This is a genomic window from Micromonospora rhizosphaerae, assembly GCF_900091465.1.
Classification (GTDB): Bacteria; Actinomycetota; Actinomycetes; order Mycobacteriales; family Micromonosporaceae; genus Micromonospora; species Micromonospora rhizosphaerae.
This window is the reverse complement of the sequence record NZ_FMHV01000002.1, coordinates 2,138,463-2,151,375: the sequence shown is the minus strand read 5'-3', so window position 1 is coordinate 2,151,375 and position 12,913 is coordinate 2,138,463. Positions and strand designations below refer to the sequence as shown.

13 protein-coding genes are annotated in these 12,913 nt (G+C 67.2%); 10 read left to right on the top strand and 3 right to left on the bottom strand.

The window, feature by feature from the left end:
- Window positions 1–390: 390 nt before the first annotated feature.
- On the top strand, window positions 391–936 hold the full coding sequence (locus tag GA0070624_RS10470; protein WP_141714985.1) for a hypothetical protein: 546 nt from the start codon (window positions 391–393) through the stop codon (window positions 934–936).
- A gap of 243 nt (window positions 937–1,179) precedes the next feature.
- Here the strand turns inward: GA0070624_RS10470 and GA0070624_RS10465 are convergent, their stop codons facing one another.
- A complete protein-coding gene (locus tag GA0070624_RS10465) occupies window positions 1,180–1,626 on the bottom strand; it encodes a hypothetical protein (protein WP_091339574.1) in 447 nt (148 codons plus the stop codon).
- Window positions 1,627–1,911: 285 nt separating this feature from the next.
- On the opposite strand from GA0070624_RS10465, the gene GA0070624_RS10460 reads away from it, so the two are divergent.
- The 3 genes from GA0070624_RS10460 (at window position 1,912) to GA0070624_RS35655 (ending at window position 5,218) form a co-directional block, all read left to right on the top strand.
- Window positions 1,912–2,367 (top strand): GNAT family N-acetyltransferase, encoded by a 456-nt coding sequence (locus GA0070624_RS10460; RefSeq protein WP_091339570.1) that lies wholly within the window; start codon window positions 1,912–1,914, stop codon window positions 2,365–2,367.
- Between the two features lie 701 nt (window positions 2,368–3,068).
- Window positions 3,069–4,010 carry a glycogen debranching N-terminal domain-containing protein gene (locus tag GA0070624_RS35660; RefSeq protein WP_091339567.1) on the top strand — a complete coding sequence of 314 codons (942 nt, stop codon included), beginning with the start codon at window positions 3,069–3,071 and terminating at the stop codon, window positions 4,008–4,010.
- Between the two features lie 2 nt (window positions 4,011–4,012).
- Complete coding sequence (locus tag GA0070624_RS35655) at window positions 4,013–5,218, top strand: amylo-alpha-1,6-glucosidase (protein WP_091339564.1); 1,206 nt, start codon at window positions 4,013–4,015, stop codon at window positions 5,216–5,218.
- Between the two features lie 292 nt (window positions 5,219–5,510).
- Here GA0070624_RS35655 and GA0070624_RS10435 read toward each other — a convergent pair whose 3' ends face one another.
- Window positions 5,511–6,479 carry an alkylmercury lyase family protein gene (locus tag GA0070624_RS10435; RefSeq protein ID WP_091339561.1) on the bottom strand — a complete coding sequence of 323 codons (969 nt, stop codon included), beginning with the start codon at window positions 6,477–6,479 and terminating at the stop codon, window positions 5,511–5,513.
- Between the two features lie 126 nt (window positions 6,480–6,605).
- On the opposite strand from GA0070624_RS10435, the gene GA0070624_RS10430 reads away from it, so the two are divergent.
- The 6 genes from GA0070624_RS10430 (at window position 6,606) to GA0070624_RS10410 (ending at window position 10,969) form a co-directional block, all read left to right on the top strand.
- Window positions 6,606–6,995, top strand: coding sequence for a heavy metal-responsive transcriptional regulator (locus GA0070624_RS10430; RefSeq protein WP_091339557.1), 390 nt, complete (start codon window positions 6,606–6,608; stop codon window positions 6,993–6,995).
- Window positions 6,996–7,021: 26 nt separating this feature from the next.
- On the top strand, window positions 7,022–7,582 hold the full coding sequence (locus GA0070624_RS10425; RefSeq protein ID WP_141714984.1) for a bleomycin resistance protein: 561 nt from the start codon (window positions 7,022–7,024) through the stop codon (window positions 7,580–7,582).
- 313 nt (window positions 7,583–7,895) lie between these two features.
- On the top strand, window positions 7,896–8,192 hold the full coding sequence (locus GA0070624_RS10420) for a hypothetical protein (protein WP_141714983.1): 297 nt from the start codon (window positions 7,896–7,898) through the stop codon (window positions 8,190–8,192).
- Between the two features lie 112 nt (window positions 8,193–8,304).
- Window positions 8,305–9,057 (top strand): site-specific integrase, encoded by a 753-nt coding sequence (locus tag GA0070624_RS36360; RefSeq protein WP_218105141.1) that lies wholly within the window; start codon window positions 8,305–8,307, stop codon window positions 9,055–9,057.
- Window positions 8,952–9,170, top strand: coding sequence for a tyrosine-type recombinase/integrase (locus GA0070624_RS36355; RefSeq protein WP_218105140.1), 219 nt, complete (start codon window positions 8,952–8,954; stop codon window positions 9,168–9,170). The genes GA0070624_RS36360 and GA0070624_RS36355 overlap by 106 nt, the downstream gene beginning before the upstream one ends.
- 500 nt (window positions 9,171–9,670) lie before the next feature.
- Complete coding sequence (locus GA0070624_RS10410; protein ID WP_091339545.1) at window positions 9,671–10,969, top strand: IS701 family transposase; 1,299 nt, start codon at window positions 9,671–9,673, stop codon at window positions 10,967–10,969.
- Between the two features lie 656 nt (window positions 10,970–11,625).
- Here the strand turns inward: GA0070624_RS10410 and GA0070624_RS10405 are convergent.
- Window positions 11,626–12,123, bottom strand: a complete 498-nt coding sequence (locus tag GA0070624_RS10405) for an SUKH-4 family immunity protein (protein ID WP_176731652.1) — start codon at window positions 12,121–12,123, stop codon at window positions 11,626–11,628.
- Between the last annotated feature and the right edge of the window lie 790 nt (window positions 12,124–12,913).

Genomic DNA, 12,913 nt, shown 5'->3' with positions numbered 1-12,913 from the left:
GAGCGTGCGCCTGTCAGCCATCATGTGCGGACGGCGGCAGACATCTCGACCACGCTTTTGAGCGATGTGGAGATGGAACAGCTCGAACTCCTCGCCCGGTATCTCAACACCGAGCTCGACCAGTTCGAGCAATGGCGGTCGAGTCAGCCTACGGGCCGTGTTCACGGACATCTCAAGCCGGTTCGAGCGTGCGTTCGACCAGGCTCGTGCTGGTGGAGGTACGTGGTCGTTGGTGGAACGGGAGCTGGGGCCGCATGGCCCGGCGGGATATCTGGCTGGTCTGCCTCCGGCTGAGCACGGGAGACAATCTGGGCACGCAATCGGACAGCAGCCGCGCGCCGACGCCCACAGGAGCCACACCATGACACGGACCGAGAAAGCGAGGTGCCGATGAGTGAGCCGGCCGACCTGGACGCCCTGCGACGGCTCATGCCGCCGCCGGCGGACGGTGGTACGAGGGTCGACTGGGACGCCGTCACCGCGTCCTGGGGCAGGCCGTATCCGCCTGACTACCAGCGCTTCATGGAGGTCTACGGCGCTGGTGCGGTGCAGAACTACCTGTCGATCAACAAACCTGAGCCCAAGGTCCCGCTGTCCGAGGCGCAGCGGGACGGGATGGTGATCGAGACGGCGAACGCCGAGGCCGACTGGGAGACTGAGGACAAGGCGCCCGAACTGGAAGGCACCTCTCCGATGCTGATCAACTGGGGTGTCGACGCCACCGCCGACATGCTGTGCTGGGATGCCTCGGACAACGATCCTGCAAAGTGGCCGGTCGTGGTCTACAAGCGGAACGGCTCGCTGTGGAGCCGCTACGACTGCGGCATGGTGGAGTTCCTCGTCCGGGTGCTGCGGGCTGACTTTCCCGAGTGTCCCCTCGGCGGCCTGTTCCTGTGGGGCGTCGGTGAGGCGGCCTTCGAAAAGAGGGGCGGCTGACCGCGACCCTGCTCCGCACAGGGGCGCCCACGAAGGCCTGGACCGGGCACAGCCCCTGTTGGTAAACCGGTGAGGCCTGCTTGTGCTGGGACGCCTCCGGCGAGGATCCGGCCGCCTGGCCGGTCCTGGTGATCAACCGGGGCAGGATCGAGTTCAGCCGCTACGACGCTGAACACTCTGGGATTGTCTGTGAGCTGGAAATAGCTCACCCAGCCAGCGGTGAAGCGGCGGGCCGGCCACCGGTTAATGCGTGTCCACGTCCGCCGCGCAGTCCCCCGGCACAGCGCTCTCCCGGATCGCGGTCTGCGTGCCGAGGGGCTCACGCAGTACGAACGCGCGGCACACGGGCTCTCGGTCGGTGAGGAACCGCGCCACGATCCGGGTCTCGCCGTCTGTCCGGCGGGCGAACCACTGCCGCGGCGCCCCGGGGGCGGCCGCGATCTCCTCGTCCGTCAGCCGCCCGTCCGCGGCGGCGGCGCGCAGGCCCGCGGCGAAGCGGTCGGCCTGCAGGCGGACCCGGTCTTGGGACTGCCGCTGGATCTCGTCCTCGTGCTCCGGCAGCTTCACCGAGAACACCCAGGCCACCAGCCCCGCCACCGCGAGGAAGGCGAGGACGGCGAGCAGCCCGGAGGCCCCGGCCAGCCGCGCCGTGAAGCACGCCGCCGGACCGTTCGGGTGGTGCCTGGTCATGTCAAGACCCCTTTAGACCCTGTGTCGGTTGGGGTTGTTGATGGTCAACAGGTTGAGTCGGTCGGCGCGGCGGTAGCAGATCAGAGCACAGGCCAGGCGCAGGAATCTGAGGAAGTGAGAAGCCTTGCGCTCGTAGCGGCGGACCAGGCGCCGGTACCGGGTGGACGCAGGCGTTGAAGCGGTCGATGGAACGACGGGTACGTGCTCGCATGCGCGTAACGCTAGGTCGCCGTGGACCGGCGGCCCCGAACTGAGAGTGCGCGAGGGCTCGGTAGGTTGTCGGTCATGACGAAGGTACGGCTGGAGCCGATGACCGAGGATCAGTACAAGCCGTGGCGGGCCGAGGCCGAGGCGCACTACGCGCAGAGCGTCGCCGCGTCGGGCCAGTCGGCGCAGGACGCGGCCCGCAACGCCGCCGACACCTACGCGCAGCTGCTTCCCGACGAGTCCGCCACCCCTGACCACCATTTCTGGTACGCCTACGACGGCGACCGCCGGGTCGGTTTCCTCTGGGTCAAAGTCACCCACGACACCGCGTTCGTCTACAACGTCGCCGTCGAACCCGACGTACGCCGCCAGGGCTACGGCCGCGCGATCATGCTGGCCGCCGAGCGCTGGTGCCACGACAACGCGCTGACCAGAATCGGTCTGCACGTCTTCGCCCACAACACCGGCGCCCGGGCCCTCTACGAGCAGCTGGGCTTCACCGAGACCGGCCGCAACATGGCCAAAGACCTGTGACCGCGATCCGCCCGACCGCCCGGCTTCTCGACCTCCTGCGACCCGTCGGAGGTGCTGATTCTCGGTAGTGGACTCGTGCGGCTCCGAGGTCGTCTCCGTCACGAAGCGGCCGGTGCTGGCGCTGCGGTGCACCTCGCGGTCGCCTGCGCTCCCGTCGACGTGCTCGGTCGTGGTGCCCGGGGGTCGCGCTCGGCCGTGCTCTCCTTGACGAACTGCCCGCTGCGCGTGCTCCGGTTGACGTCGCGTTCCATGAGGACCTCCCTGTCTCGGCTGCGTCGTACTCCTTAGCCTTGCTGGCGCCGTTGCTGTCACTCACCCCGAAACGACATCTGGGCACCCACCCTCAAAGGGTGAACGCCCAGATGATTGCTGGTGCGCCGCCAGGGACTCGAACCCCGAACCCGCGGGTTGAGAGGACTTGGGGTCAATGCTCTTCGCCATCATGGCAGCCCTGCACAACGCCACCATCGGCGCACTACGCCTGGCCGGCGTCACCAACATCGCCGCCGCCAACCGGCGATGCGTTCCCGGGGCGGCCGGCCGAGCAATTCCGGCTCTCGCTGGAGACCGACCGCGGCCGTCACTCGCGCTGCCGCCTGGATCTTGGCCGAGCACCCCGGCGGAATCGGCTCGGTCGGCCATCTCGGCCCGTACGCTGGTGCTGGGGCTTCGGGCTGCGCTGGGAGGGCGCCGTGGAGAACATGCCGAGGCGGGCGACGCCCGCGGATCCGCTGCCCGGGATCACCGTCGACGTGCGAGCGGCCGGCGAAGAAGTGGCTACGCTCCCTCCGGGGCTGGGTCCGGACGCGATCGGCGTGCTCGACGGGCGGACCTTCATGTACTCGGACGCGTCGGGCGACGTCCCGCCGGGCTCGATCGGCGGCCTGCTGGTCGAGGACACCAGGTATCTCAACCGGTGGCTGCTCACGATCAACGGCCAGCGGTTGGTCACCTTGGGTTCGGCGGTGACCGACTACTACTCCGCCGACTTCTTCCTGACCAACCCCGGCCACCCGCAGCTTCCCGCGAACGCGATAGACGTGCGGCGGCGGCGTATCGTCGGTCGGAACGGGCTGCACGAGCGGATCGACATCACGTCGTTCGCCGCCAGGCCGGCCAGGGTCGAGCTGCGATTGCAGGTCGGGACTGACTTCGCCGACTTGCTGGAGATCAGGGGCAGCGGGGTACGCGACCGGTCCGCGAAGATCACCCGCGAGCACGCCGCGGATGGATCACGGCTGCAGTTCTGCTACGCCAACGGTGGGTTCACCGCGGACACGGTGGTGCACGCCCGCCCGCCCGCAACCCTGGTTGACGGTGACGACCTCGTCTGGGATCTCGACCTGCACCGCGGTGAACGGCAGCGGATCGACCTGCACGTGCCGCTGGCGCTCGGGCCGATGGATCTGCCGTCCGTGCACATCCGCTTCGACGAGGGCGAGCCGCGCGATGACCCGACGAGCCGGTGGCTCGCCGAGCGGCCCAATATCGAAACTGACTCCCAGCTGCTCGCCGGGATGCTGTACAAGGCGTCGGACGACATCCCCGCCTTGCGGGCGAGGGCCAAAATCGGCGGCGAAGAGGTGCTTCTGCCGAGCGCCGGAGTGCCGTGGTTCCTCACCCTCTTCGGCGGGACGCGCTGATCATGGCGTATCAAACCATCGTCCTGAATCCGTACCTGGCCCGCGGCACCCTGACCGCGCTGGCCCGGTTCCAGGGCAGCAAATGCGACGACTTCACCGACGAGGAACCGGGCAAGATCCTCCACGAGGTCCGCGGCGGGGAATTGACCCGACTGGGCGAAAAGCCGTACGGCCCGTACTACGGCACCGCCGACGCCACCCAGCTGTGGCTCATCCTGTTGTCGGAATACTGGCGGTGGACCGGCGACGACGAGTTCGTCCGTGCCTTGCGGGACAACGCGCTCGCCGCGCTGAACTGGATCGACCGGTACGGCGACCGCGACGGCGACGGGTACGTCGAGTACGCCACCCGATCGCCGGAGGGTCTCGGCAACCAGTGCTGGCGGGACTCCTGGGACGGGATCCAGTTCGCCGACGCCGAACTCCCCATCCTGCCGATCGCGACCTGCGAGATCCAAGGCTACACGTACGACGCGAAGCTGCGGATGGCTGAACTGGCCGACGGCCCGCTGGCCCACCCCGCGCTCGCAGCCCGGCTGCGGGCGGAGGCCCGGCAGCTGTTCGAGCGATTCAACCGCGACTTCTGGATCGAGGAGCGCGGCGGCTACTACGCCGTCGGCCTCGACGGCGACAAACGCCCAATCGACTCGATGACCTCGAGCATGGGCCACCTGCTCTGGAGCGGCATCGTGCCGGCGGACCGCGCACCGATCGTGGCCCGGCAACTCATGTCCGAGCCCATGTTCTCCGGCTGGGGCATCCGTACCCTGTCCACAGATGACCGCGGCTACAACCCGATCGGCTACCACAGCGGCACCGTGTGGCCGCACGAAACGTCGCTGATCGCCGCCGGGCTTACCCGGTACGGCTTCCGCACGGAGGTGAACCGGCTGGCGCTCGCGATGCTCGAGGCCGCCGCAGCCTTCGACTTCCGGCTGCCCGAGACGTTCGCAGGCCATTCACGTACCCACGGAAGGTTCCCGGTGCCGTACCCAACTCCGTGCAGCCCGCAGGCGTGGGCGACCGGCGCGCCGGTGCTGATGATGCGGGCGATGCTCGCTGCCGAGGCGCGCAACGGTGAACTCGTAGTAGATCCTTGCCTGCCCGACGAGATCGGCCGGGTACTGATCACCCGGCTACACGCCTTCGGCAAGCGCTGGAACATCGAAGCCATCGGCACCATCGGCCACGTACGGCTGACGACCTGACCTGCCGGCGACGCCGGCACCGCGACCGCTGACGATGATCAGCTTCCCGGTGGCCGGGTCCGGGGCTGGCTCGTCCTGGTCCTCGCGCTGCAACTGCAAGTCCGCGCCGTCGAGGAGCCCTACCTCATCGCCACCCACGGCGACGACTACCGCCGCTGCGCAACCAGGGTCGGACGTTGCCTGCCCGGCGTCGGAAGGTATGCCCCATGACCGACAGCTCGTCGGGAGCCACTAATGGTGCGCCGTTGTTCGTCATCGTTGCTACAGGCGCCGCTACACCCTGCCGTCGGCCTCAGGCGAGCAGCGGTTCGAAGATGTCGCGGCCGAGCGTGACGGCCTGGTCCTGGTCGAGAACAGTGGCGGCCAGGTTGGGATGGGCGGTGATCCACGCCTGAGCGCTGGAGGCGCTCGTGAAGAAGTTGATGGTGGAACAGCAGGTGTCCACGGAGCGACCAGCTTCTCCGGTGGCCGCGTACACGATCACCGCTCCCGCCGGGTGGTACGTTGCGGCACCGTTCGTGATGGTCACGCGGACCGGTTGGCCGGTGTGCGGATCGGCGGAGGTGATCGCCGCGTCGGTGCCGAGCATGAACGGCATGCCCAACGCGTCGATGGCACACATCGCGTACACCTCGACATCGCCGAATGACACCACGTGCGGCGTTGGCGTTGGGGAGAACGGGTAGGCCGCGACCAGACGCCCGGCGCTGTCGACGGCGACAAGGTCTTCCCGGGCAAGTTCCCGCAGCGCCTTCGCGGTGTCCAGGTCCGCCGCGCTGAGGCCCGTGCGGATGTCGGGGTCGGTGGGGGCAGTCCCGGTGGCGGCGAAGTGCTGCAGGATCGCCCGGTGCACCTGCCGGAGGCTGTCGGGGAGCTGCTCGGCGCGGCGGGGCCGGTCTGTCCGGATCGCGTTGCCCGGCTGCGCGCAGCAAGCCCCCCGGCTCTGCTCCGTCGCGGCGGTAGCGGGTACGGCGCCTGTCGCCTGGCGCAGGGCAGCGCGGATGCGCTCGCCGGTGGGGAGATCCAAGCGACAGGCCGCCGAGCCGTCGCCGGCGCCGCCCATCACGTCCACACCGTTGACCAGGATCGACGGCGACGGATAGTCCCCCACGACCTCGGTGACCACCGCGAGGGGCAGACCGAGGTCGGCCAGCGCGGCCCGCAGCTCGTGCCGAGCCGGGGCGAGGTTCGGACAGTCCGGCACGGAACGAAGCTCAACAGCCACCCGGCCCTCTGCTGCGCGATCTGCTGCTGCGCTCATCACAGCCCTCCTAGCAACCGGCTCCCGGTGGCATCACGCACACCGCTGGCCGTCACGGCTCTACCCGTACGAGACTGAACCTTCCAGTGCAGGGGAAGGTCAAGGCGCGACGACAGGAGCCACCAGATGCGGATCGGGGAACTCGCCGAGGCAACCGGCACCACCACCAAAACTCTCCGCTTCTACGAAGCCAGCGGCTTGCTCCCACCTCCCACCCGCACCCCCGCCGGCTACCGCACCTACGAGGATCAGGCCCCCGCCCGGCTCGACTTCATCCGCCGCGGCCGCGCCGCCGGCCTCACCCTCGCCCAGATCCGCGACATCCTCACCGTCCGCGACACCGGCCAGGCCCCCTGCGGACACGTACGCCAACTACTCGCCCAACAGCTCGACGCCATCGACGCTCAGCTCGCCGAGCTGCACGCCCTCCGCGCCACCGTGGCCCAGCTCCACGACGCGGCCAACAACGCCGAACCAGAAACCTGCCCACCAGAGCAGGTGTGTCGCTACCTGTGACCCGCATCGTGCCGAAGGGAATCTCTGTGACCGTCGCCGCCGAAACCGTCCGGGAATCCGACCACGAACACTGCGGCTGCTGCGGCCGCCAGCTACCCAGAAGCGAGGTCGTCGAGCTGGGCAACACCCCAGGGGTGTTCATCTGCGTCGGCTGCGCGATCTGGGCCGCCCGCCGCATTGGTCCGGCCGCGACACTGCGTCAGCTGCGGTTCACGCCGCTGGGGGCACTGATGCGCCGGCTCGCCGGCAGCCGCACCGACGCCGGACCGCAGGCAGCCATCCCGATCCTGCCCAGCACCGACCTGGACCGCACCGCGGCGTTCTACACCACGGCCGGGTTCACCGAGACCGGCCGCCACCCCGGCTACCTGCTGATGCGCACCAGCGACGCGGAACTGCACTTCTCCCTCGAACCGGACAGCCCGGCACCCGGCCAGTGCTTCATCCACGTCACCGACGCACTCAAGCTCTGGAAGCAGCTGCGCCACCGCGCCACCGCCGGCGTAAGCCCGATCGCCGATCAGGACTACGGGCTGCGCGAGTTCGTCCTGACCGACCCCGACGGCAACCGAGTCCGCTTCGGCTAGCTCATCTACGTTGAGGTCACCCGGCAGTCCCAGCGGCCGTCGGTCGACAAGCTCGGCTTTCTCGCCTGACGTAGGGGTCAGAAAAGGGTCAGGCCCGGTCCATGAGGACCGGGCCTGGGATGTTCCTGCTGGTGCGCCGCCAGGGACTCGAACCCCGAACCCGCGGATTAAGAGAAGATCGCGGATGGCTGGTCACGGTACGGCGCCTCTGCTCAGACCGTCCGCCGCCGTCGGCTCGTGTCGGCGTCGGCCGCCGGTCTTGGCTGTACGGATGGCTGTACAGGCATGAGCGGGGAAGGTACAAAGACAACTCGTGCCCGTCATCACGGTTCGGCGAGCCTTGAACCTTGTTCTGGCCCGACCTATGAAGGTCGAGATCGACGGGCAGATCGTTGGGCGCCTGGAGCGTGGCGCCAGCCAGAGCTTCGACGTGGCACCAGGCCCGTATGTGGTGCGGGTCCATCTCGACTGGCGAAGCAGCTTGCCGATCCACGTGGACCTTGACGACGACGAAACGATCACGTTGGAGGCGGCGGTAGGCGAGCGATCCTCAACGTTCAGGGCGAGGTTCTTACGGCCGAAGGCTGCGCTCGACTTGCGGCTGGTGTGACCTACGCATTACGAGATCAAGATGGGCGACCCATCGACCTGGGCACATGGTGGTCTAGCAACGGAAATGCCTTCTGACATCTCTCACCGCTCCCCCGCTGTCCCTGGACCTCTTGCGGCTTGACGGCCTGGTCTCGGCGGTCTCGCGTGGCCTCGGCTGGCCCCCGCTGTCCTGGCCCAATGGCACGCTGGGTCACTCCTGGGTCCTCGACCAGCGCTACCAACTTCGGGTCGAGCGCCATTCGTCCGCAGCCTTCCGCCCGGCCTTCGCCGCCCGCCCTATCCAGCTCACGCCTCCGGTACGCGAGGAGCTGTTGCACCGTAACCCCGCGCTTGCCGTCCGGGCCCCGTCGATCCGACAGCAGGAGCGGCGGGCACTGACGGTCGAGGAAGCCCGGCGCCTGATCGAAACAATCCGGGGTGATCGTCTCGAAGCGCTGTGGGTCTGCGCCCTGACCGTCGGTCTGCGGCGCGGCGAGCTGCTCGGGCTGCGCTGGAGTGACGTGGACCTCGCGGCTGGCACCCTCACCGTTCGGCAAACCCTGCTCCGCGCTGGCGGACAGCTCCACTTCGCCGAACCGAAGACGGAACGCTCACGGCGAACGGTGCCGGTTCCCGAACAGACCATGGCGCTCATCCGCGCCCATCGGCGCCGGCAGGCTGCCGAACGGCTCCAGGCGGGCGAGCGCTGGCACGACTTCGGCCTGATCTTCGCCTCTACGATCGGCACGCCCACGGAGCCGCGCAACGTCGACCGCGTTTGGCATGCGACGCGAGCGCAGGCCTGCCCTGGCTACGGCTGCACGATCTCCGGCACGCCTGCGCCACGTTCCTTCTCGCGTCGGGCGCCTCACCTCGGACGGTGATGAAGACCCTCGGCCACAGCCAGATCACATTGACGATGAACACATACGCGCACGTCTTAGCCGAGGTCGAGCGGGCGGCCATGGACGCGGCCGCCGACCGGCTCTTCGGTTGACCTCGGCTGTACCGATGGCTGTACCGCTGAAAACCGCGAAGGCCCAGGAACAGCCGAGATGGGCTGTGGCCTGGGCCTTCAGTGGTGCGCCGCCAGGGACTCGAACCCCGAACCCGCGGATTAAGAGGCACGTGCAAAGTCGCGGGCAAGAGACGTCCGCCCCGGTGGCCTGGGTGGTCGAGGCTGGCACCGACCGGTGCTCTGTGCAGCGGTTGCTGTCTGGATTGCTGTCGAAAAGAGTGCGGTTGGTAGTCTGCGCTCAGTGTCAGGGGGTTGGTGCGCTGTTGCGGTGGTTGGATCCTGGTGGTTGGTGAGGCCCGACTCTGGCTACTCCTCCTACCCCAGGCGCTGGTCACTGCTGGCCCGGCTTTGGTGCTAACCGACGCTAGTACTCCAGCCGGGGATGTTGACCTTGGCTGAGCTGTGGCGTGATGCGGCGCGGGAACGAGGGCAGCCACCGTCGATCATGGACGGTTGTGTGGACTGACCATGACGCAGCGGTGGCTGCCGGATACAGGGTAGACGCCCAGCGATGGCGGATGTTGTTCGACGACCTGCTGTTCACTGTCGGCCAACGTTTCCGCAGGCCGGAGCCCCGGCGGCGGGTACGGGACTTTGTCCGAGGCCTGCTGGCGCCGCTACCGCGTAAGAACTGCTGGACGATCGCTGAGCACGCCGGCGACGCCGGTCCGGACGGGATGCAGGACCTACTGACCCGGGTGAAGTGGGACGACGTGGCGGTCCGCGCCGACGTGCGTGAGTTCATCTGCGAGCAGTTCGGCGACACCGAAGCGGTACTGGTCATCGACGAGACCGGTGATCTGAAGAAGGGCCGGCACACCGTCGGCGTTCAACGGCAGTACTCCGGCACCGCCGGGAAGATCGAGAACTGCCAGCTCGCCGTGCATCTGGTCTACGCCACCGAGGTGGTTCACGCGATGCTCGACGCGGCCCTCTACCTCCCGAAATCGTGGTGCGACGACCCGCAACGCCGGGCTGAGGCGGGTGTCCCGGAGCAGGTGCGGTTCGCGACCAAGCCACAGCTGGCGTCCCGGATGATCGAGACCGCGGTCACCGCCGGGCTGCCCTGCCGCTGGGTGGCCGGCGACGAAGCCTACGGCGCTGACCCGCGCCTGGCCGCCCAGCTTCGTCAGTTGCAACTGGGCTACGTCCTGGCGGTGGCCTGCTCACATCAGGTGACCACCAGCCTCGGTGTCTACCGCGTAGACGCGCTGGCCACGGGACTGCCCGCTTCTGCCTGGCAGCGCGTGTCCGCCGGTCGAGGCGCCAAGGGACACCGCTACTACGACTGGTCCTTCACCGCCCTACCCGCCCACCGCGACCAGCACGGAGGACACCACTGGCTCCTGATCCGCCGCAACCGGACAACCGGCGAGCTGGCCTTCTACCGCTGCTGGTCACCCGAACCCGTCCCGCTGCACACCCTCGTCACAGTGGCCGGGCGGCGCTGGAAAATTGAAGAGTCGTTCCAAGCCGCGAAGACCGGCCTCGGCCTCGACCAGCACCAGAACCGCCGCTGGACGTCCTGGCACCGCTGGACCACCCTGGCGATCCTCGCCCACGCCTTCCTCGCCGCTGCCACCGCTCACCGCGACCGGCCCGACCCGGCCGGGCTGATCCCGCTAACCGTCAACGAGCTACGCCACCTGTTCAACGTCCTGATCATCGAGCCCACCCGCCGCCACACCGATCCCTTGCTCTGGTCGGTCCGCCGACGCCGCCACCAAGCCCGCGCCATGAAAAGCCATTACGCCCGACAAGCCCTCATCGAGCCGTGATCACGATCCCCGGCTGGAGTACTAGGCGCCGCTATGCCCGCTCTACTCGTCAGTCGCAGGCACCTCGTGAATGTCCTCCCACTCCGACACTTGCCCCCACTGGTCTCGCGTGAGCCAGTCAGGATCTAACTGATGCGCTTCGGCTGCAGCCAGACGAAGCGCCGCCGTGACAAAGAACTCCAAACAGAACGTAAATTGATCGTCGTCGGGCCCGTAGCCCTCGCGCGCCGTGTAGACCTGCCTCCCGTCGCCATGAGTGGATGAACTGGGTAGAAGCAGGTCGAACCGTAGGTAGGTTGGGAAGTCGAGGACACCGGAGTCCCCACGAGCTCGTGGGGATCGCCCTTGTCTTACAACGGGTTGCGTCGAACTGCCACGGCCTTTCGGCGACCCAAACCGAACGCCTCAAGGGCAAACCTCTTCACCTCATTCAGAGAACCTACGGCTGTCGTTCCATGACCCTTCGGTCGCATTCGCGATTCGCTCACCAGCCGGCCTTATTTGACGTCCAGTCGATCGAGAACTCGCTTTTGACAACCAGTCTTTGCCCAGTCCTGCTCTCGCACGCTTCTTGGCGATTTGGAAATGAACGCCGCCAACGTACATCTCACAATTTGGCGAAGAGGTTTCGGCAACACTCGAACGAAATTATCTATTTAGAGATCAGGACTTTCCTGGGCAGCGTAGTCGCCGACCGCCACATCGTCGAGAAATGCCGACCAAAACCCGTCTGGATCCGCCGTCGCAATACCATCGATTTCCACCAGTATTTGGCGAAGTTCCGCCTCTGCCTCCTCGGCCATTTCCAGATTTCGGTTGCTCGGGTAGAACGGATATCTGGCATCAACCTGAAGCAACGACTCACGGAATGCACCCAAAGAGGTATTGACCACAGTGTGGCTCGAATCCCCCCGCCAGAGCAGCCAGACATTTTCTGACTCAAAATCTAGGTACAGTTCAGCGCCTTCTCTAGAATATCCAATCACAATCCCACCCGTCCGACCACCAGCGACTTCCGCGGATACCGGCACGGGCTGAAGCGAAGGCTTGAAGATATTTATAGCGATTTTTGGCAGGCCGATCCGGCAGAGGTCGCCCCAGATAGCTTCCGAGCATCCGTGGGGCGCCTCCCCCTCATAGGTAACAAACTCCACACCTAACTCCATTGCCCTCATCCGAAAATGTCATTAATGAGGCCCTTAAGCGCAGTTCTCGCTGCGGGTCGCGAAGCCGGATTTGCGAATGGGATACTGTAAGTCCAGGTAGATTGAGATTGGCAACTTGCCGGGTGCGTAACTGAGGATAGGAAAGTGACTGCTTCGGTCGAGATGGTCAAGCACTAATTGGAGTACGGTCTCGTCAACGTCAAACGTTGCGGCGATCGTGGCTAACTCCGGTGCTCGCCATTCGGATAGGTCGTCTTCCATCACCCTTCCAGACTGCGGGTAGGCATCATTGAGACGTTCACCATGCCACACCGGCAGCGCCACTCGCATCCGAGAATGGACGTCATGCGGGCTCGGGCCTGGTGCATTAGCGGGTCAGGGTGCTTCACAACATGAGACCTCGTCTACACGGTATAGGCAGGTTGCCGCTACGTCGGACCGGTAGGTCGGCCGACGTGCGAAGTAGTCGTAACTCTTCAGCCAGCCCTATGGCCATCCCGGCTGCCGTCGACCCGCCGTTCAGGGAGCGGGCCGCCGCCCGGCCCGCCACGTCAAGACGGCCTTGTCGGAGGTTCGGACGCTGGCGGGTCGGGTGGCGGTCTGCTCGGCTTGCCCGGGTCGAGGGCCGCCGGGATGGCCTACCGCAACCACCCACGGACCGTGACCCGCCGGCGCAGCCCCGGCCATCCTGGAGCCGGAGCGCCCCCGCCGGAGGCGCAGTAGCCGCAACCCCGCGACCGCCGGCAGCTCGCCGACGCGGCCGGCGTGCCCTCCCTTA

Coding starts and splice junctions, on each gene's coding strand:
- GA0070624_RS10470 (WP_141714985.1), top strand. CDS start 391: ATGAGTGAGCCGGCCGACCTGGACGCCCTGCGACGGCTCATGCCGCCG.
- GA0070624_RS10465 (WP_091339574.1), bottom strand. CDS start 1,626: ATGACCAGGCACCACCCGAACGGTCCGGCGGCGTGCTTCACGGCGCGG.
- GA0070624_RS10460 (WP_091339570.1), top strand. CDS start 1,912: ATGACGAAGGTACGGCTGGAGCCGATGACCGAGGATCAGTACAAGCCG.
- GA0070624_RS35660 (WP_091339567.1), top strand. CDS start 3,069: ATGCCGAGGCGGGCGACGCCCGCGGATCCGCTGCCCGGGATCACCGTC.
- GA0070624_RS35655 (WP_091339564.1), top strand. CDS start 4,013: ATGGCGTATCAAACCATCGTCCTGAATCCGTACCTGGCCCGCGGCACC.
- GA0070624_RS10435 (WP_091339561.1), bottom strand. CDS start 6,479: ATGAGCGCAGCAGCAGATCGCGCAGCAGAGGGCCGGGTGGCTGTTGAG.
- GA0070624_RS10430 (WP_091339557.1), top strand. CDS start 6,606: ATGCGGATCGGGGAACTCGCCGAGGCAACCGGCACCACCACCAAAACT.